Origin of the sequence: Vibrio sp. 10N.286.51.B11 (assembly GCF_041469245.1) — a bacterium.
GTDB lineage: Bacteria > Pseudomonadota > Gammaproteobacteria > Enterobacterales > Vibrionaceae > Vibrio > Vibrio crassostreae_C.
Genome location: NZ_JBFRKI010000007.1, coordinates 125453 through 146474, shown reverse-complemented (window position 1 = coordinate 146474; position 21022 = coordinate 125453). Strand labels below are relative to the sequence as shown.

18 protein-coding genes are annotated in these 21022 nt (G+C 44.1%); 1 reads left to right on the top strand and 17 read right to left on the bottom strand.

Going from position 1 to position 21022, the window contains the following annotated elements:
- The first annotated feature begins 41 nt into the window (after positions 1–41).
- Positions 42–491, top strand: coding sequence for a DUF3291 domain-containing protein (locus AB4154_RS03320; RefSeq protein ID WP_017059578.1), 450 nt, complete (start codon positions 42–44; stop codon positions 489–491).
- A 478-nt stretch (positions 492–969) separates the two neighbouring features.
- Here the strand turns inward: AB4154_RS03320 and AB4154_RS03315 are convergent, their stop codons facing one another.
- From AB4154_RS03315 to AB4154_RS03235, 17 genes are all read right to left on the bottom strand, one after another.
- Entirely contained in the window at positions 970–1629 is a 660-nt protein-coding gene (locus tag AB4154_RS03315; RefSeq protein WP_017059580.1) for a sugar transferase, read from the bottom strand.
- A 9-nt stretch (positions 1630–1638) separates the two neighbouring features.
- On the bottom strand, positions 1639–2826 hold the full coding sequence (locus AB4154_RS03310; RefSeq protein WP_229647965.1) for a glycosyltransferase family 2 protein: 1188 nt from the start codon (positions 2824–2826) through the stop codon (positions 1639–1641).
- On the bottom strand, positions 2823–3923 hold the full coding sequence (locus AB4154_RS03305) for a glycosyltransferase (protein WP_372122173.1): 1101 nt from the start codon (positions 3921–3923) through the stop codon (positions 2823–2825). Before AB4154_RS03305 ends, AB4154_RS03310 begins: the two co-directional genes overlap by 4 nt.
- A gap of 406 nt (positions 3924–4329) precedes the next feature.
- Entirely contained in the window at positions 4330–5754 is a 1425-nt protein-coding gene (locus AB4154_RS03300) for a GumC family protein (protein WP_372122171.1), read from the bottom strand.
- Positions 5751–6869, bottom strand: a complete 1119-nt coding sequence (locus AB4154_RS03295) for a glycosyltransferase (RefSeq protein ID WP_372122170.1) — start codon at positions 6867–6869, stop codon at positions 5751–5753. The genes AB4154_RS03300 and AB4154_RS03295 overlap by 4 nt, the downstream gene beginning before the upstream one ends.
- The gene (locus AB4154_RS03290; RefSeq protein ID WP_017068359.1) at positions 6862–7647 is read right to left on the bottom strand and encodes a DapH/DapD/GlmU-related protein; all 786 of its coding nucleotides are present in this window, start codon (positions 7645–7647) and stop codon (positions 6862–6864) included. Before AB4154_RS03290 ends, AB4154_RS03295 begins: the two co-directional genes overlap by 8 nt.
- Before the next feature lie 92 nt (positions 7648–7739).
- Positions 7740–9116, bottom strand: a complete 1377-nt coding sequence (locus AB4154_RS03285) for an O-antigen ligase family protein (RefSeq protein WP_136982666.1) — start codon at positions 9114–9116, stop codon at positions 7740–7742.
- Positions 9117–9368: 252 nt separating this feature from the next.
- Positions 9369–10475: a glycosyltransferase family 4 protein gene (locus tag AB4154_RS03280; protein ID WP_372122168.1), complete on the bottom strand. Its 1107-nt coding sequence runs from the start codon at positions 10473–10475 to the stop codon at positions 9369–9371.
- Positions 10456–11967 carry a sigma-54 dependent transcriptional regulator gene (locus AB4154_RS03275; protein ID WP_136978470.1) on the bottom strand — a complete coding sequence of 504 codons (1512 nt, stop codon included), beginning with the start codon at positions 11965–11967 and terminating at the stop codon, positions 10456–10458. The genes AB4154_RS03280 and AB4154_RS03275 overlap by 20 nt, the downstream gene beginning before the upstream one ends.
- A gap of 223 nt (positions 11968–12190) precedes the next feature.
- Positions 12191–12595 carry an Hpt domain-containing protein gene (locus AB4154_RS03270; RefSeq protein WP_017066737.1) on the bottom strand — a complete coding sequence of 135 codons (405 nt, stop codon included), beginning with the start codon at positions 12593–12595 and terminating at the stop codon, positions 12191–12193.
- Positions 12596–12989: 394 nt separating this feature from the next.
- Positions 12990–14222: a glycine betaine/L-proline ABC transporter ATP-binding protein gene (locus AB4154_RS03265; protein WP_017059590.1), complete on the bottom strand. Its 1233-nt coding sequence runs from the start codon at positions 14220–14222 to the stop codon at positions 12990–12992.
- Entirely contained in the window at positions 14215–15114 is a 900-nt protein-coding gene (locus AB4154_RS03260; protein ID WP_017059591.1) for a proline/glycine betaine ABC transporter permease, read from the bottom strand. Before AB4154_RS03260 ends, AB4154_RS03265 begins: the two co-directional genes overlap by 8 nt.
- A 147-nt stretch (positions 15115–15261) precedes the next feature.
- Positions 15262–16254: an ABC transporter substrate-binding protein gene (locus tag AB4154_RS03255; protein ID WP_017063893.1), complete on the bottom strand. Its 993-nt coding sequence runs from the start codon at positions 16252–16254 to the stop codon at positions 15262–15264.
- Between the two features lie 555 nt (positions 16255–16809).
- Positions 16810–17499 (bottom strand): tyrosine-protein kinase family protein, encoded by a 690-nt coding sequence (locus AB4154_RS03250; RefSeq protein WP_017063892.1) that lies wholly within the window; start codon positions 17497–17499, stop codon positions 16810–16812.
- Entirely contained in the window at positions 17499–19598 is a 2100-nt protein-coding gene (locus tag AB4154_RS03245; RefSeq protein WP_017067079.1) for an SLBB domain-containing protein, read from the bottom strand. Before AB4154_RS03245 ends, AB4154_RS03250 begins: the two co-directional genes overlap by 1 nt.
- Complete coding sequence (locus AB4154_RS03240) at positions 19595–20431, bottom strand: OmpA family protein (protein ID WP_017067078.1); 837 nt, start codon at positions 20429–20431, stop codon at positions 19595–19597. Before AB4154_RS03240 ends, AB4154_RS03245 begins: the two co-directional genes overlap by 4 nt.
- A 62-nt stretch (positions 20432–20493) precedes the next feature.
- Complete coding sequence (locus AB4154_RS03235; protein ID WP_050621341.1) at positions 20494–20823, bottom strand: STAS domain-containing protein; 330 nt, start codon at positions 20821–20823, stop codon at positions 20494–20496.
- Positions 20824–21022 lie beyond the last annotated feature (199 nt).

Sequence of the window (21022 nt, the reverse complement as noted above, 5' to 3'; positions counted from 1 at the left end):
GCTAGAAAAATTTACTCATAATTTATCAAGGAAGAAATGTTATGAAGTTAGCTGAGTTAAATATTGCTTTGGCGAAATATCCGTTAGATGCGCCGGAAATCAAAGAGTTTGTCGATAACTTAGAGTTGGTTAATGGAATCGCAGAAAGCAGTGAAGGGTTCGTTTGGCGTCTGAAAGATGAATCTGGTGACGCCACCAATATCCAAGCTTTCGATGATCCTAATATGATTGTGAACATGTCGGTGTGGGACTCTGTAGATTCGTTAAAGAACTTCATGTTCCGCACACACCACCGTGATTTTATGCGCCGAAAGGGGGATTGGTTTCATCGTTTACCTGAAGATACTTATGTTCTTTGGTGGATTGAAGAAGACCGTATTCCCACACTCGAAGAAGCGATAGAGCGACTTGAACACCTCAGAGAAATCGGTGATACGCCGTATGCCTTCACTTTTAAAACCAATTTTACAGAGTCAGAAGCGCCAAAGTAGCGTTCATCCAACCAACGTTATGTTCCATTGAAACTAAAACAGGGGCATCTGTTGGGTGTGGGAGTTGTTGACGTTGGATGGATCATCGACAGCTTGATAGTATTCCACCCAAACCTTATTGCTTCTAGGGAACTCTCGTTTCAAAACCTTCTTAACGTGTTTTCGAATGCTTGCTACATTACCAGTAAATGTATGGCTGTGGTAACCCATTTCCATGATCTGGAACTGTGTGTCACCAAGGCAATAAAGCAGAAAACCACGGTCTCTTTTGTACGTTTTAAAGTGCACAGCTTTTTTAGGTTGTAAGCACTTAAGCTGCTTTTCGACTAACGTTAGTACTTGGGATATATGAATGAGGCAGTAAAAAGCCAGCCGATAAATCACTATCAAAGCTGGCCTTGTGTTCACATTGGACAAGACTGCTCTATTTTTCACCTTGGACTAAGCAGCTGGTTCTCTCACTTTAGACCATACTGGTTTAGCGACCTCGACCATCTACCATTACGATGATTGTTTTAGAGATGATGCTGAGATCAGCGGCAATCCAAGACTTAACCGAACATAGGCTTAGTGCATAACTGTGGTCAAAACCTACTTTACGACGTACATCATCAATACAGGTGTCGTAACCTTGATTTACTTGTGCAAGCCCTGTAATACCAGGCATTACACCGTATGTACGGTCAGCAAAGTAAGGAATTTCGTTCTCTAGTTTGGTGTAAAAAGTAGGGCGTTCAGGGCGCGGGCCAATTAGAGACATTTCACCTTTCAGTACATTGATCAGTTGTGGCAGTTCATCAAGACGTGTCTTTCTCAAAAAGCGGCCAACAGGCGTGATTCGTGGGTCATTCGCGGTAGCCCAAACTGCACCAGAGCGAGTTTCTGCATCCTCGTACATGCTACGGAATTTCATGATCTCAAAGATTTCCATTTTCTCCGGTGTCGATTTACCAACGCGCAATTGACGGTAGAAAATAGGGCCACGAGAAGTGAGTGCAATCGCCATCGCAATCAACGGAAATACGGGCGCTAGCAAAATCAAAGCAATCAGTGAGCTTACAAAATCGAAAGTACGTTTAGCACGTGAGATTTTGTATTGGTATAGGTTTTGGGTAGATAGCTGTTCAATGTTAATCATAATAAGTCCTTAATGATTTGCTCGTGTCCAAGGTGAGTTTTCTAGTCCGATTAGGTAACGAATGCCACCAATGAAGTTGGCGTAGTGTCCAACTATCAAATAAGAGATTAATGAAATAGGTTTGTTTACTAGACGCTTTGGCAAGATGCAGCCAAGGACGCCAATGGTATAAACGGCAACTTGAGCCCATAACAGCGCTTCAAATACCAAGTAGTTGCTAAGTAAGATTGAGCACACTAAGCACACAATCATTAAATAGGGAGTGAGCAGGCGAAGTCCTTTTCCTGAAAAGAACGCAAACGCGATGCCTTTGAACTTCGGGCTGAACAAGGCAAATAATCGAATCGCTTGTTGCATGTTACCCGCTGAAATACGAAGTCTTCTTTTGAAGTCCGTTTCTAGGTTCGATTCTTCTAGCTCTAATGCAACCATTTGGGTTTCGTATTCGGCGATGTAACCTTGTTTAACGATTTGCATCGGTAAGATGAAATCATCATTAATAGTGTTGAGTGGAAGCAGTTCAAACAGGTGTGTTCTAAACAAGTAGAAAGCGCCATGAGAACCCAAGCTAGAACCTAACGAAGCCTCAGACTCTTTAACCGCGGTTTGGTACTGCCAATACGTGTTTTCGCCTTCATTGCCTGTTGGACAAAGTTGATACGTTGCGTTTACCACTCCAACCTTGTCACTTTCAAAATGAGCGGCAGCTATAAGCAAAGCATCCAATGAAATAAGGGCAGAAACATCACTCATCGCCGTGATATCACTGGTTATACGTGTCACTTCTTCATTAACAACCGCGACTTTACCTCGGTTTACTTGATGGTCATGTATCTCAAAATAGACATCACTGCACATCGCTTCTTGTATGGTCATTTGTGCAATGGCGACTGTGTTATCGGTGCAACCATCGCAAGCGACAATGACTTGCAGCTTCTTTTTGGGGTAATCGAGTGAAGCAAGGTTACGAATCTTGTCTGCGATCCACTGTTCTTCGTTAAATGCAGGAACAAGAACGGTGATGGTCGGCAACGTACAATCTTGCTGTTCCTCTTTGTAGCAACGATGACTCTCTTCAACTTTGCGTGCGGGGTGGCTTTTCGCATACCAACGCAGTAACAAAGGGTAGGCTGCGTGATGATAGACAATCAACGCACCTGAAAACAAACAAAGTCCCGCAAGCAACCAATCAATCATGCGTAAGCTCCTTCTGAGATGTCGTTGTAAGACGAAACCATTTTGATGATGTCGAAGTTTTCGAGTACGTAACGACGAGGTGACAAAAAGCGTTCATTTTGCTTTTCTAATAGCGCACTAGCTAACCCCACAATGCTGCCGCTTTTGACGAGGGCGCCGCTGACTGGACATAAGGTTTCATCGACGGCACCAACGTCCATTGCGACGGTTGGAATATTGCATGCTTGAGCTTCAAGTGTAGAAAGCGGCAGCCCTTCGTGGCGTGAAGGTAGGCAGAACGTATCCAACGCTCCGTAAAACGTGGTCATGTCTTCAACTAAGCCAAGAAAGATGACTCGGTCACTCAGATTCAAGCGGCTAGTCAGTTGCTCTAGTTGATTGCGTTTAGTACCGCCGCCAGCCAATGCGACAACCATGTTTGCAGGTAAAAGAGTCAGTGCTTTAATAAGTTGGTCTTGGCCTTTGACATGTTCTAGTCGACCTGCACAACCGATGATGTGTTTGTCTGTCGGCAGGTTTAGTTTTGCTCTCGCGTGTTCTTTCGACATTGGCTTAAACTTCTCACAATCAACGCCATTTTTGATGGTAATGATGTTCTCATAAGAAAAAGCAGTGCGTAGTTGGTTATAAACACGTGTCGCGTCGGCAACTAACGTTGGTTGAGCAGCTTTTAAAGCAAGCGCTTGTAATCGACGACGTTTGTTGTTGTTCAGATGCCAAGCGTCATGTTCGGTATGGATTCGAGTTGGAACCCCGGTTACGCGAGCGGCATAACCAGCGTATAACAGTGGGCCAATATGATGGGTATGAACCACATCAGGGCGAATCGCATTGAAGGCTTTAATTAGCTTAATAATGATATTGAATTGTACGCCTGGTGCTTTATCCAAAAAGACGATTTGCTTTTTGTATGGCTCTAGCTTCGGCCAGTTGTTTATAGACTCTTGTTTAGTACCCTCTAAACTGACAATCAACATTTGGTCTGTTGGTTTAGCAAGGCGCAGCAAATCCAGAGTTAGGGTTTCTAATCCACCCGGTGCAAGGTGCTGAACAACGTGTATGATCTTTTTGCCATGCTTCGTTAAATGCGTATTCATAGTTTGGACCCTGCCTTTATAATTGTTGTTTCGCCTTTCTGACGTTTCTATTGAAGTAAATTCTTTAAAACGTTTAACTACACAAGGAGATTGCAGAAGTTGTGCCAACTAAATAATCTTTATTTTTCAGTTGCTTATGTTATTCAATTCCAGTGCGGTTTTCATTTCTCAAAATGGGAATCAAAACAAAATACGATTGAATTGCTATTTGAATCGTGGTGCTTGGGGAAATCGAAAGTAGCATTAGAACTTGGGGCTCTAAATAAACAAAACGCCAACCGAGTGTTGGCGTTTTGCTCTAGGATGCACGAAACTAGAAAGCTAGAAAGCTAGAAAGCTAGAAAGCACGAAGCTAGGAAATTAGAAAGCTGTGAATCTAGCTAGTCAAAAATGGCTTTGAGGCTGACTAGCTCATTTTAGGGATCACCGTTATCACAGGGACACCCAAGATATCTTCGATTTCGTCTTTGCGTTTGATTGAAGAATCAAACAGTTCAAACAATACCGCTAAACCAATACCCAAACCGATACCTGCAACGAATCCAGCCAGAATAAAAACAAAAGTCGGCATGTTAGATTTGACACTCGGTGTGAAAGGCAAATCGATAATCTTCACACGTTTGTTTTGCTCGAATACACCAAGCGAACCCGTTAGTTGAGCCATTTCATAACGCTCTGTCAGTTCATCATATAGTTGACGTTTGATTTCAACTTGACGTTTAAGGCGGTACATCTCTTTTGCATTTTCGCCGAAGTTATTGGCCTTGTGTTCTAATTCGAAAATCATAGTTCGAAGGCTTTTGGTCTCTTCAGTTAAAGACTCAAAGCGAGCACGAACCAGCTGTAGGCTGTGTAATTGAGTGACCAGAAGAGGTTGGGTATCAGAAAGTTTGTTCAGTGTCGTACTACTTGCGATGTCCCAAAGCTGGTCGCTGTTCATCGTTGGCTGGGTTACCTCGAGCAAACTCTTACGTTCATTCTCTAGTCTGTCTAGCTCACGCACTTTAGCTTGCACAGCACTGTGCTTGTCCGTGTATTTAGCTTGTAACAAGGTAAGGTCGCTACGAATGTCGATGATCTGGTCTTCTAATTTACCGATCACAGGGTTGGTTCTTGAAAGTTGTTGGTCGATTGACCCTAAACTTTTTTCGACACCCGATAACTCGGCCTCTTTTTCTGCCAGTGTTTGTTTGAGTGAAGCTAAGCGATTCAAACTTTGGCTCTGTACCTCAGGCGTCGAATGAACATTCTCATTCATGTATGCAGCTAGCGCTTCTTCTACTTCTGCAAGCTCTGCGCTACGTTTGTCGATATGGATTTTCAAGAAGTTACTTGAATCTTCAATCGATGAACGTTCCGGTGCGAGTAACTGTTCAATGAAATGTTCACTTACCGAGCGCAGCGTCGCTTCCATTCCATTTGGTGTGTTCGACGTTAGACTTATCTTTAGAAAATCTTTTCCAAGCTGAGTCACCGTTAGACGTTGAGACAGGTCAGTAATGATCTCTTGTTTCTCAATTTCAGGCATATCTGGCGTGGTTAATTGCAGTTCATCAGCGACCGAGTAAAGCACATGTCGACTGTGAAGCAGTGTTCTCAATGCGTTAAGTCGATCTTTGAGCATCGTCGAAACGGCAATGTCTTCCAAGAATGGATTCATCTTGGCCGTTTCTTGAATCAACATACTGGTATGCGCGTCATATTTAGTTGGAGCCAACTTGCTCACACCAAAGCCTACAAAGGGCAAAATAAGCATTGGCAGAACGATAACGTAGCGTTGGCGCCACATCGCATTGATGATGACTAATAACCGCAATTTCAGATTATTCATAATAGCTCCAACATCCAATGTACGAAGTTACCACGGTTCTGCCAGCTCTCTTGTTCGACGACAGAGATAGGTGAGTTGCTTAGCTCGCGTGCATGATCAAGCGCCCAAATCATTTGGTTGGCACTGCCAACCGTGGTTACGTGCCCTTGATATGGAACCAAAGCAGGGAACGGTGTTGTGACAATGGGTGTGCCCGCCGCAAGGTATTCCATTAGTTTGAGTGGGCTACACGCTCGGATCTGCTCGTTATCAACAAACGGCAACAAGCTCACATCCCAGTGTTGAGAATAGCTTGGTAGCGTGTGGTGTGGACGAGGGCCAAGGTAATGTACGTTACTCAACTTAGGCAGCATGAGCGTATCAAGCTCGTTTGGACCTATGAAAACAAAGTCCCATTCCGGCATCGCATTCGCAACATGATCAATCATTTCATAATCAAGCCACTTAGAAAGGCTGCCATAAAAACCAGCAATAGGGCGGTGGTTGCTTGGTAAATCTTTTGCTCTTGGTGCGGGTGTTGAAAATAGGTCTACGTCGACACCATGTGGTAGCAAGTGCGCTTTATGCTTTGGAAATTTACCCATCAATTTTTTGCTAGCCGCGAATATAAGCGTTGATTTTTCGATTAGCTCTGATTCGTGCTGTGCAACGGTGTCATGATCAACACCAGCCAGCGCGCTAAAATCATCACCGCAGTAATAGACCACAGATGACTCGCCTAAGTGTCCGCACAAATCAACAGCGGTCGGAAGAGAAGTCCATAGGATAGGCGCGTTAAGATTAAGCTCTGCAATAACCGGTTTTAGTTGGTGCAACATCATTTGCTGAGCCAACTTTCTAGAAAATTTAGAAGCAGGCGCAGGGATTGTCTTTAAGTTAACGATAGTAATGTTGTCGTGTCCCTCAGAGTCGAGCATGTTTTGAGTTACGGCCTTGGTTTTACCAAACAACTTGTTGAACGCTCGGCTAACATCTTTGGCGGACAGCTTCGGTTGTCTTAAGCCAATTGAGTTGACCCATAAGACTTTGTGCTGCTTAGCAAGGTGACGAACTAAATGTTGAGTCGATGAAGGCAGGCCACCAAAGTCTTCACCAAATACGATTAAATCACGCATGGTCACCTCCATGAGTCTCTAACGAATCGAACATATCGGATTCTGTCACTTCAACGGGTTTGATGTGACCGACAACTCGAGCTGGGTTGCCACCTGCGATTGCGAAGGCAGGAATATTCTTTGTTACTACGCTGCCTGCGGCTATTACGGCACCTTCGCCGATGGTTACGCCACCTTTGACCGTCACATTCGTGCCCAACCAAACATCGGGTTCAAGAATGATGTCACCGATTTGCTGAGGGTCGTCACCTTCACCTAGCGCTCGGCGTTTTGCATCAAGCGGGTGTCCAGAGTATCCAAATAGAAAAGCGCCGCCTGCGATTCGTACGTTGTCAGAGATAACGACTTTACCGCCAACAGCGATAGTCGACTGCCAACCAATGTCGACGTTGTTGCCAATCGACAATAGTGGGTGTTCCAAGCCTTCAAGTGGCTGAGTACAACCAGAGAATGTCGTGTGGCCAGAGATACGGCAGTTGTCGCCAATCGTAATTTGCACCGGACCGCTGACGAAAGGCAGTCCACCATACAAATACAGGCGTTTGCCACATTGAGCCACACGACCTTTGAAAGCCGGAGTCCAGTAGAAGAATCGCGTAAAGCCAGAAACCAGATTCACCACTAGCTTGTGCGCTTGATATAGACAGCGATTAAATAGTTTAGGGGTAGGTAGCTCTGCGCTTCTGATGTTTTTCAAAATGAAAAACACATTTCTAATTCGAGAATTAGGATGAAACTTAAGCCAATGTTTGAATTGATGTATAGATACTGACGTCATAATGAAAATCCTCTTTTTTGTTATATAGAAGTACTTTCATATATTGTGCCATCTAATAAATATAATATTTTCAATAGGTTAAAATGTGTCTTTTAGGTTTTCTCATTTTGACAGGCAGTTTGAGATACATTTGAGACGCAAACTGTGAGTGCTGCGAGGATATAAATCGGCCAGTTGAAGCCTTGAGTCAAAAATGTACCCGACACGATTGTTCCAATCAGACCTGCATAGATCGCATAGGCGACCGCATTGAGTTCGGGGGCGATTTCTGTGGCCGAGTTTTTTAACCTCGTTAGCGTAGAGCGAGAGGTTTTGATCAAAGCAACGATAAGGCAGACAAAAATGATCAGACCAATAAAGCCTGTTTCTGCCAACACACCAAACCAGGTACTGTGAACGGCGTGATTCAGTCCGTCCCAATGCGAACTGTAAAAGAAGTAGTTCGAGAAGAAGTTGTTCAACCCTACGCCGGTCAGTGGATTCTCAACTGCCATCTTTATTGCTGCTTCCCAAGCATAGATTCGACCCATTGCAGATTCATCGATACCTTGTTCAGCGGCACCACCAGAAGATCTGTCTGAGATACCAGCAACTAAATAGAGCACCACGGCCGCGACAGTTCCCACTGAGATTAAGAGAACTTTAGAGCGCACTAGCTTCCACGCAAAAATACCAATCACCGCAATACAACCCAGTAATCCGCCACGGCTTTGAGTGGCAATAATGGCGGCGAGCAGTAACAGACAAACTAAGGCACTGATTAAACGTTTGGATCGTGAGATGCCAGTCGTGGTGGCTTGGCTTATTGTAAAGGCGAGTGGGAACATCAGTACCAGTGCTAGGTCGTTCGGGTCACCTAACATAGAGCCAAAATCGCGGCCAATAGTCACGCGTGAGCCCTCGACAAGCCCAATACCATTTACTGAGTTGTACACGGCAATAGAGCTGACTAAAGCGCCAGCGTAGATAATCGTCATCGCGGTTTTTGCGAGATTTTCCGTGGTGTTTACTAGCCAAGTAATCGCAAGCGTCATCACTATAATTTTCCAATAAACGCCCTTGAATTCTGCTAGTGCTATTGGCCTATTGGACGCGAAGATAATACCAATGAAAACCAATACCCAAAATATGGCGAGCCAATTTAAACAAGGGTGCCAGAAGATTTTAAGTTCTTTACTGATTAATGCATGCCATAGAAGAGCCGACAGAGCGCCTAATGAAAGCATCAGCGGTATTTTTAGCGAATAGAGCTGAGGTATAGCTTCGTGAATTCGGAAAAATGAAAAGACAACGAACAATAGAACTAACCAGAATGTTTTGTTTAACACGAATAACCCGGCCAATGGCACAAGAGCGAGCGCCACAATGACAGCAGGGTGAGGCACAAAGTACCAAACAACACCAAGCCCAACACACAAGGTGCTGATCGTGATGATGACTGGCAATCTATTGGCTTCAGGGTTGACCATTGTGACCTCTATTGGCAAATAAACTCTTTAGGACTCGGCTCGTAATCTTTTTAAGACGTAGTTACGCCTGATGTTAAAGATTGCAAAGTGAGTGCCAGTTATGCATTTTATTTAACTTACTGATTTAATGTTGGATTATTAAGTGAGGGCGTAGCCTTGAGGTGAGTTTTGTCATTTTGAGAATCAGTATAAAACTGACTAAAGTACTTAAATCATCAAGCCCAAATAACCAGTTATCGACTAAGGCTAGAATTAACGGTCGAGTTGATAGATTTCCAACAACTGCGGGACAACGGCTTGTGGAGAGTATTGGTTTTTCACGGTTTCTATCGCGTGACTCTTGAGAGAGTTACGTTGCTCGTTCGTCAATGACATCCACAAAGATAAAAACTGTTCTAGCTCAGCTTCTGAATTTGCAAGGTAGCCGTTAACTTGATGCTCGATGAGTTGAGGCAAGTTACCAACTGAGGTGGCGAGAACGGGAATGCCACGAATCATGGCTTCTAATGCCGCCATAGGTAAGCCTTCAAAGCGAGAAGGGATGATTAACAGATCGATTTGGCTCCAGACGTCGTCCATATTGGTCTGATGCCCATGAAAGGTCACATTATCAGGCTGCGATTTAACTAAGATGTCCATTTCTGGCCCGTCACCAAAAAGCTCAAACCGAACATCAGGAAACTGTTTGGCTAATGCAACAAATCGATCAGGCGCTTTTTCATGGCTCAATCGCCCCACAAAACCAACATGGAATGGGCTTGATGAAGGGGAGTTTGTTAACCCTGTTGGGACTTTAACAAAGTTATTCAATTGATAGGTTTTACTCGGCACTTTCGCTTTAATCTTTTCACTGACCACGAGCGACTGATCAGAAAGAAAACTGCTGTAACGGTCGAGCCAATCATAAAGCCATACTTTGCCTGTTGGGGTTTCACCTGCGTGATAAGTGGTGATTTGCTTTGTGTTGTTGAAACGAGGCGGAAGCTTGATTAACTTGCTGACCAAACTGGCTTTGTAACCATGAGCATGGATAAGCCTTGGTTGATAATGTTGAACTGCACGTTTCAGCTGTGTCGCGCTATTGCCATTTGAATCTACAGAACATGAGGCTAAATCGGAGAGGTAACTAAAAGGGATGTTCAGCGCATTCAACTTTTCAACGATGATCGCTTCAGGATTAAACTTAGTCAAAAGAACGATACGAACAGCCTCTGAATACTGAGCGCTTTCCGATATCAGGCCTTGTGCTAATTCTAAAACATGCGTTTCTATGCCTCCAAAAGTTTGGCTGTCGATCAACAGCCAAATCTCATGAAGGTTTATGTCGAGTATACCTTGGTTAGGCTTGATTGTACTCATCTTCCGATTCCCAAGCCTGTTTCTTACGATAAACAGTAGAAGGGCTAAGTTCTAACAGCACAGCAGCGTTTAACACATTCCCATCGCAATGATTGATGGCATGTTGAATGGCTTCACGTTCTATTTGCCACATTGGACGAATAGCACCTTCGCTTGTGGTAAATGCAGGCGTCATCGGCTCGTTGTGAGCTTGAGCAACTGACGATTGTTCCAACTCTTCCGGAGTAATCGGTGGCAACTTAGCTTCTGGTGCTTCAACAACTGCAGGTTGAGGCGCAGTTACTCGAATTGGTGTCACTGATTTAGATGATGGAGCGGCATCTACTTTATTAATCGGAGGCGGTAACATGTCTTTAGTCACGCTCGTTTCATTGTTCAACACCACGATGTTACGGATGATGTTTTGCAATTGACGCACATTGCCTGGCCACGCATAACGTTTAAGTAGATTCTGCGTTTCTTTGTCTATTGATTTAAACTTCTTCTTATCTTGCTTCGCGTACAGCTTCAAGAAATGATTGCAAAGAGTGACAATGTCACTCCCTCGCTCGCGAAGCGGTGGCATCTCGATAGGCACAACGTGAACACGATAGTAAAGGTCTTCTCTAAAACGTCCTTCTTCTACTTCAACCAGTGGATCGCGGTTGGTCGCACAGATAATTCTGACATCCACTTTAATCTCGCGGTTGCCACCGAGTGGAGTAAACGTACCAGTTTGCAAAAATCTGAGGAGCTTCTTCTGCATCTCCAGTTCCATTTCACAAAGCTCATCGAGAAATAGGGTACCGCCATGCGCTTGCATTGCTGCACCTTTACGGTCGGTTGTCGCACCGGTAAACGCACCTTTAACGTGACCGAAGATTTCACTCTCCATTAGGTCTCGAGGGATAGCGCCGCAGTTAATGGCCACGAAGGGTTTACCATTACGCTGACTCTCTTGGTGAATCGCTTCCGCACACACTTCTTTACCTGTACCACTTTCGCCGTTAATAAACACGCTGGCAGTGGTTGGTGCTACCGAATCAATGATCTTGTAAACCGCCTGCATGGGTAGGCAAGAGCCAATGAAATTATGAAAACGATCACGATCGAATTTGCTTTGCATGTTATCGACGAGGTTTTCGAGTTTCGCTCTTTTTAGATGCAAGCTAACAGAGGTCTTGAGTCGATCGGCTTGAATGGGTTTCTCTAAGAAGTCTTCTGCACCGCGTTGGATAAGGTCTACCGCGATGTTTACTGAACCATGCGCTGTCGCGATGATGACAGCGGTCGGTATTTCGTTAGCAGTAATCCAATCTAAGACTTCTTCGCCTGGCATGTCAGGAAGCTTAAGGTCGAGAATCACAAGCTGTGGAGAGTGCCTTTCAATGAAGGTCTTAGCTTCCGCGCCGGTTTCGACGTGGAAAATATCATAGGGCTCGTCTTTTACGTACTGCTTGTAGAGTACGGCGAGTGAGGTGGAGTCTTCAACTAACAATACCTTAGGGCGCATTGTGTATTCCTTTTGAAACTTTATCCTAACCAATCAATAACATAGTGATATGCAACCATCAATACGAGTCTTGTGTATTTGTTATCTACCACATGCAATCTTTTAAGAAGCGGCCTGTATAACTTCTCGCATTGCTGTTCATGATGGAGCCCATCTTATGGCGACTATATTAATAACGACTGTTTTGAGTTTTTAATCTGATACCGATAATGAACATGCAAAGCTAGCTGAAGCCTGCCTCTTTCCTTTCAAGCAAGGCTTTTATTGAACGCTCTGCGAGCTCTAGTAATTCATCAACTTGTCGAAATGCCGCATCATGACTCTGTTCTAAACATAGCTTTTCTAAAGCTCGAGCTAATTCACCTAAAGGGCGATTACCTAACGAAAGCGCTGTGCTGCCGAGAGTGTGGACCTCGAACTCAAGTGTTTGAGCGTCTTTCTGCGTGACTGCCTCTTTTATAGCGACCAAGCGTGTTTGTGATTCTTCGACATAATGGTCGATCAAGATAGGGATAATGTCCGCACTTGTATCGCGAATCATTTGCTCCAGAACGCTTTCATCGACAAGCTTGCTCACTTGTTGTGAGTTTAGATTTGTAGCTGCGTCTGACGCTAAAGTAGAATTCATCAAACTAAGTCCTTTTATTGAGCTTAATATCTGTTAATACTATTAAGTTTTAGTCATTTTCTAGAATAATTTCAACTGGTTGCCGTACAAATAGAGCATTTAATTGGCATCTCACTCATCTTGCTATTGGGTTTGTGACAAACCTAACGGACTGATTTTATTTTGTTTTCTCTTATGAAATATAAACTTAGGTGCCTATAAAGCCTAAGGTGCGGGTAGATCTCAGAAGAAAACGAGCCCGATACAAATAAAAAAGACCACTGCAGTGAAATAACAACAGTGGTCTTAGAGCGGTTTATGTAGTTTAGGCTAATCTAAATAGCAATAACTCAAATAACGATAACCCAAACAATGATAATTTAAACAGCCGCGCTTTAAATCACGAAAAGTAGGACTACGAAGCTTTATCAATTTTTGGCTTTGGGTCGGCTTCTACTTCTTCCTCGCTACTTTCTGAGAAGATATCAGCAACAGCGCTTCTCTCGAGTTCACCTTTTAGATTACCGTCTTCATCAACAACTGGAAGAGAGTAGTCACAAGACATAGTGTCCGGTAGCACTTCTTCAATCACCGCATCTGGTAAGATGGCAGGGACTTCTTCGTATATCTCATCACTAAAATCATGTACCGATGAATCTTCAACGGCGTCTTGTAGACTTTCTTGTGTGACTAGGCCTTGATAGCCGTCATCTGTTACGTGATAAGCGTAATCGTTTTTAAGCATCTTCATTTGTGCCAAAGCACCTTCAATTGTTTCTGATGTGATTCGATACAGAGGAGGCTGCATAACGGTTTCAACGGTCAGTGCACGAGCACGGTTAACGTCTTTCACGAACGCTTCCACGTAATCATCGGCTGGATTTAGCAGAATCTCATGTGGTGTGCCTTGTTGTACTAACTCGCCGTCTTTCAAAATTGCGATTCTATCGCCTAGGCGGAGTGCTTCGTCCAGATCATGTGTGATGAAAACAATCGTCTTATGAAGCTTCTCTTGAAGTTCGATAAGCTGATCTTGCATTTCACTTCGAATCAAAGGGTCGAGTGCCGAAAAGGCTTCATCCATTAACAAGATTTCAGCGTTAGTACACAGAGCGCGAGAAAGGCCAACACGTTGTTGCTGACCACCTGAAAGTTGCGCAGGGTATTGCTTGCCGTAACCTTTCAAGCCCACGGTTTCTAACCATTCGTTGGCTTTTGCTAAACGGTCTTCTTTTTTGATGCCTTGTACTTCCAACCCGTACGCAACGTTTTCAACCACAGTGCGATGAGGCATTAAGCCAAAGCGTTGGAATACCATCGACATTTTATGACGACGGAACTCTTCTAGCTGTTTAGTGTTGAGGCTCATCACATCAATGCCTTCAACCATGATTTTACCTTGAGTCGGGTCAATCAAACGGTTGAAGTGGCGAATCAGCGTCGATTTACCCGAGCCAGAAAGCCCCATGATAACGAAGATTTCACCACGGTTAATCTCAAGGTTGATCTCTTTCAAACCAACGGTATGACCCGTATCCGCAAGAATCTGATCTTTGTGTTCGCCGTTTTGAACTCGGTTCATAACAGACATTGGTTTCGGTCCAAACACCTTGTACAGACCACTAATTTCAATCAATGGTTTAGTCATGCTTGAATCCTCCTAAATGCGCATTAGTTCTTCTTGCGTACGCTTGTGAAGCGCGGTCAAAAAGGATTGCGAGGGCCACAATGGCGAAGCCATTCATCAAACCTAATGTGAAGTATTGGTTGGTGATCGATTTAAGAACCGGTTGTCCTAGGCCTTTCACACCAATCATGGATGCGATAACAACCATAGACAGCGCCATCATGATGGTTTGGTTAATACCCGCCATGATCGTTGGCATTGCTAGAGGAAGTTGAACACCCCATAAGCGTTGCTTTTTGCTCGCACCGAAAGCGGTAGCGGCTTCAAGGACTTCTTTATCAACTAAGCGTATGCCTAGGTTAGTTAGACGAATTACAGGTGGGATCGCGTAGATAACCACGGCGATTAGCCCTGGAATCTTACCGATGCCCAGTAGCATTACCACTGGAATCAAATAAACGAACGCAGGCATGGTTTGCATGATATCGAGCATCGGCGTAACAATTGACTGAGCTCGATTTGAACGAGCCATCGCAATACCAATCGGAATGCCCAAGAATATTGAAACCAAGGTACATACAGTGATGATACTGAGCGTCCGCATGGTGTCTTCCCACATTCCAAAGTAACCAATGAGAAGTAGAGAAGCTACACAGCCTAGAGCCAGTTTCCAAGAACGGCTTGCTGCGTAGACAAGGCTGGTACACACAGCCAGGACTATAATCCAAGGTGTTGAGATAAGGAGTTTTTCAAACCAAACGAGGAATGAAAGAAGAGGGTCAAAGAGAGATTCAATCATTTCGCCGTATTCACGGGAAAATTCACGGTATGCGCCATCTAGCGTCTTTTTTATGGTTCGTAAATCACCGCGTTCCATCTCTGGAAAGCTTGATAACCAATTGCTGTCAGCCATTTTATATCCTTATAGTTCGGAGCCACTTGTCCATGCGATAAGAAAATCGCTAATGAAAAGGGCTCCGAATCATGAATAACATCAAGTATAGCGACGTTATTTCTGTTTTATTGTTGAAGCGTAATTACTTGTTATTAAATCAAGCTCTTACAGCTCTGCTTCAACTTTCTTAGCCACTTCTTCAGAAACCCATGGGTGCCATACTTCTGGGAATTCACTTAAGAAATGCAGACTCGCTTCTTCGCCATCAGCTTGGTTGTCTTCCATCCAAGCAAGTAGCGAGTTCATTTTGTCGTTCGTGAAACCACGTTTAGTAAAGTAGTCGTATGCTTCAGGAGCACGTGACGCAAAACTTTCAGTGGTAATCGTGTGAACAGGTGAAGGCGGGTACATGGTCGCTTTTGGCGATTCACAATCTTCTTTAGTGGTACAGTTAAGGAACTCTTCCTCATTAACGCCACTGCCAAAGTCGACTTTAACCATGTCGTATTTACCTAGCACAGCCGTCGGTGCCCAGTAGTAACCAAACCAAGCTTCTTCACGTTCATAAGCTTTTGCGATAGAGCCAGATAAGCCGGCACTCGAGCCTGGATCAACAATCGTGAAACCGCTGTTTTCTAGCTCAAGAGCATTAAACAGGTTTCCGGCGCTGATCTGACAGTTCCAGCCTGCAGGGCAGCTGTAGAATGCAGATGTATCTGGGTCTTCAGGGTGTTTAAATAAGCTTGCGTTTTTGCGTACGCCTTCGATGGTTGCCATTTCAGGGTACTGTTTTACTAGGTAAGCTGGAACCCAAAAGCCTTCTTCGCCGCCGTTCACAAGTGCTTTACCTGCGTAGCGAAGACGTTTTTCTTCAACACCTTTATCTAATGCGTCTTTTAAGCTGTTGCTCCAAAGTTCAGGTGCAACATCAGGCTGGCCTTTTTCGATCATAGACGTGCCTGTTGGCATAGTGTCGCCAGGGATAAGTTCAGCATCACACCCATAACCATGTTCAAGGATGAATTGGTCGATATTGGCGATCAGTGTTGCAGAGTTCCAGTTCATATCTGCGATTGTTACGCTGCCACATTCTCCAGCGTTAGCATTACCGCTGGCTGCTGCTACTAACAAAAATACGGAGCTTAACTTGTATTTCATATTGAGTTTCCTTTCTCTTTAATAATACAACTAAGGTAACCAAGGTAAATTGATTATCTAAATTGCTCGATGGTGATCCTTTCCGTGTATTTGAACCATTTGAGCAGAAGGAGGGATGGGTGAAGTTTGAATAGATAAACGTGCAAAGTCAGTGAAGTGTGATTTGCCAATTCATCCACTGTGTTTCAACAGCCATCGGATAACTTTGTCAAACTATTACAAATTCGTCAAAAACCACCTCTATTTATAATCTTAGGGAATAATCGTACGAATTCCATCTTTGATGCGATTTACATGGCACTTTAACCGTCTGTGTCACATTACCGCTAAAGTTAGGTGTGGGGCTGTTTATTTTTGAAGGGATTTAAAGGTGGTAAGACCATGAATGACGTGTGTGAAATGCGTTGAATGGTTTTTAAAATCTTATTTTTAATAACAATTTCGCCAAAAACACCCAATTTGGTTTTGAATCATTCAGAGCAGTTGGAGCTTGAAGTCTAATACGATTGGCGGCTGTCATGGTTTTAATGACAGCCAGAAAGTAGCAAAAGAAAGTTACATAGGAAGGTTCAAAAACTCATTTTGATACAGCTTGTTTGCCAAGCTATCGCGAAGCTTAACGGGGATAAATTTCATTCGATTGATTTGTCTGACCAACTCTTGTGCAAAGCTAGGCTTTTGTTTCATGTTCATCACGCAGCCCATTAGATTGATACTTTGTGCATCAAGCAGCTTTTTCGCTTGTTCTAGGTGGTGACTCGACGTTTCTCCATAGGCGACAACAATTAGTGTACTGCCACAAGCGCTCGCGACAGACTGCGCCGGAATATTGCCTTTGTTTATGTTGAGAAGCGGTGAGGTATCAATGATGACTCTGTCGTATTTCTCTAACCATTTGTTGACCACTTTTTGTAACGTTGTCGGATCTTTATAAGCCAATTGCGTTGAAGCAACTTGTGGAGCAGGGACACCGATAAACGTACGCTGAGATTCAACATGTTCTATCAGTTGACCTTGCTGATTATCTTCTAGCATATTCAAATCTTTGAAAGCAGGGTTGAATAAGTTGAGATCAACATAAAGCGTTGAATGACCCGCAAGAAGAAAACGCTCGGCTAATGCGGTTGCAATAGATGTTACGCCGTCACCTGAATGGCAGGCGGTGACGCATATTGATTTTTGGCCGTTAAGTTCAGAAGCTAAATACAGTTGCTCGACTTCGGCATGGGTCGCTGAAATTGTCATTATAAAGCTCCTATTAATACGATGGTGGTGGTGATACGCAGTATGTCATCAAGTCCGACGCGTGCTTTTTCAATAAAGCTTTCGCGACGGTCTGGGATGTAAATCGTGTCACCAGCGCGTAGCACCGGCAAGTTGTAAATGTTCGCCGTTTTGCTGAATTCAACAAGGTCAAAAGTACGAGCCTGACCTTGGCAGCAAGACATATTGACGATGGTAATTTTTTCTACATAAGCATTGTCGGTAGGTCCTGCTGCTTCTGCCAGAATATCTAGAATGGTCATGTTGTCGTTGAACACATAACGCCCCGGATTGTTAATCGCACCAAGCACACGAACGGTTTCTTCTTTCGGTGTATCTAACCAGTTTTTTCCTTTCTCTGGGATGTAAATCGTGTCGCCAGTGGTTACGTTTGGCAGTAACGATTCGTCACCGGTTTCAAAGTACAGTGATAAGTTAAGTTTGCTTACTTGCGAATAGGTTTTGTCACGATGCGTTACTCGAACGTTGTGGATGTCGGCATCCTTTGTTGGACCGTCAGCCGCAGACAAGATATCAAGGAAGTGCATGTCTTTGGTGAAGCGGTAACGACCGGGTGCATTCACTTGTCCAAAGATGTAGATCGAAGCATCAGAGCTTTGACGAACCCATTGTGATTTATTGTCTGAAGGATCTTGTGGCAAGTCGTGAACACGCACGATAGAGCCCGCTCGGATTTGTGGCATTTGGTCACGTGGCGCACCATTTCGAATAAAATCATCAAGGTTAAACACAACTAGCTTTCTACCAGTAACAACTTCGATTTTCGATGTGTCAGCGCGTAGCGTAGGGCCACCGACGTGTGCCAATAATCCCATGAAATTCATTTCATCTGACCATTCAATACGACCAGGTCGATTCACCTCACCAATCACGTTAACTGCTCTGTCTGGCGTGATTTTCAACCAAGACTTCTCGTTCATGTCGGTTTTCTCGGGAACGAAAATCGCGTCACCAGCTTTGATGCTAGGAGGGTTAGAGTTAGGTAAGCCTTCAGTGTAAGCCGCTAAATCGAATTTAAGCACTCTGCCATCTGCTTTGATAACACGGATTTGTCGTGACTCTGCAAATCGAGTTGGGCCGCCCGCATTCGCCAAGATATCCATAAAGGTCGCGTCTCTTTTGCCTTCAAAAGCACCAGGGGCTGCGACTTCGCCCATTACGTAAACCATGTTGGCGCCGGATTTGATCTCTTCTTCTTGCTTGGGAACGAAAATGGTCGCACCCGGGCGTAAAATTGGAAGCAGACTTTCGTCACCAGAATCTAAGTAACGTTTTAGGTTGAATAGCGTTGGGGTGTTGTTCGAAATCACTCGGATTTGCTCAACACTGGCATAACGAGTTACGCCGCCCGAACGCATAAGTACGTCGACAAGGTCGGTGTTCTCTTTGTAAGTGAACGAACCCGGCGCGTTCACCTCACCAAACACTTTGATGGAGTTACGAGAATCAGCACTGTCACCTGAGTTAGCAAGCTTTGCTGCGTCAAACTCTTGCTCGATGTTACCGACTAATGGAGAAGCTGGAACGAATAGTGAATCCAGTGATTGAAGAGTAGGTAATGCTGACTCGTCTCCTGAATCAAGGAATCGTTTGTAGTTAAACTCTTTCTTATCTGCGCCTCGCTTAAGAATCAGCTTATCCAGTTGCGCGCCCGGGCGTAAACCACCCGCAGCGTAAAGTGCCATTTGGATGCTAGAACCTAATGAGAGCGTGTATTCGCCAGGCTGTTCTACATAACCTTGCACGTAGATGATGATTTGCTGCTCTTTTACATAGACTGAAGCGTTCGAAAGATCTTTGTAAGCGGTTGCCAGCGACTCTAGAACGACTTTGTTAAGCTGTTCGCTGTCGTAACCCGCAACAAACACAGCGCCTACTTCTGGAAGAGTAATACGGCCACGCTTATCCACTTGGAACCCCGTGTTTAAGGTACTTTCACCGGGTACGTTAACTTGGATTAGATCACCGACTTGAACCGCGTCTGAAAACTCATCGTTAGCATTGACGACATTCGCAAAGCATAACGATAGGGTGATGATAAAAGCGATCAAGGATTTCATAATCCACCTCCCATTTTCTCGGCATTCTTAGGCGAGACAATTTCAATACTTACTCGGCGGTTCGTTAAACGCGTGCCGTCGGATTCACCTTCAAAAAGAGGGACGGTTTCGCCAACAGAGACGGCTTTGATTCGTTGAGCGCCTAGTCCAAAAATAGTCAGGTAGCGTTCGACTTGTTTCGCTCGTCCAAGTGCTAACTTGTCGTTGTATTCTTCGGCACCCGTTGCATCAGCATGGCCGGTAACAACAAGGTCTAGGGATTTGTGTTCTTTAAGTAAAGTGGTCGCCTCGGCCAGTCTTCCCATATATTTAGGATTTACTTCAGTCGAGTTTTCCGCAAATTGGTTGTCAACATTAAGCAGGTCATACAACTGTTCAATAACCGACAGTTGCATTCTAAATTGATTTTCATTTTTTGGTGGCTCACAGCGGGCTTGTGAAGTTACGTAATCCAGTTGGACCTCAAGTTCATTTAGGCGTTTTCTTTGGATCACTAAGTCGTTGGCTGCATCCAGTAGTAGACCGCCTTGAAGTTCACGAGCAATACGATTTTGCTTTTCGATTGCTTGAACAACAGCAGCTGGGAAACACCAACGAGCACCTTCTTGGATCAAAGCATCAAGGTGCAATTTAGCGAGCTGCCAATCAAAGCGTAATCCATGTTCTGGACCAAGAGGCTCGTCTGGCATGACAGGAGAGAAGTCTGAGTTTTGATAGTTAATAGAATCGTAACTTTCAGCCAAACCCCCTGTGCCTTGTTCAGGATAGCTCGTACAGCCACCCAGAACGAGAGCGGACAGAGAAAGGGCTATGTAGTTTTTCAGTATTTTCATGCCAACGTCCTATGTTTCTAATTTTTCTTATTATTTTTTGTTACTTCTAGCTTAGTGGGTCTTCATGAATTTGCAGGATTTTTTGAATTTACTGGGATAGCGTGGCCAATACGTAGTAGGTTCATAATTTCAAGAGGCTGACCAGTCACATTTTCAAGTCGCATGTTGCGTTCGCGCTCAGTCAGACGTTTGAACATATAAACAATCGCGCCAACACCAGATGAATCTAAAAACTCAACCTGGCTAAAATCAACTTCGATTTCAGGGTGACCATCGTTAGAAATCACATCATCGATGTCGGTTTGTGCATCACGACTGCCTGCTGCATCCAGATCACCGAAAATAGAAAGTGTCAGTGTCGTTGTGTTTAAATCAATCTTACGTAGTTCCATTGCGATATCTCCTTTTAAGTATGTATGGACAACTGCACTGAATGTGCCAACTTTTATGTTGTTATTTTTCAATAAGTTATGTTTAGTGCGAATTCCTATCTCAAATTGAGAAAAGACGTTTCTCAATATGAGAACTAAAAACGGCGGAATATATGAGAGTTATAGGTCATTAATTTAATGAATAAATGAAAAGGTTAGA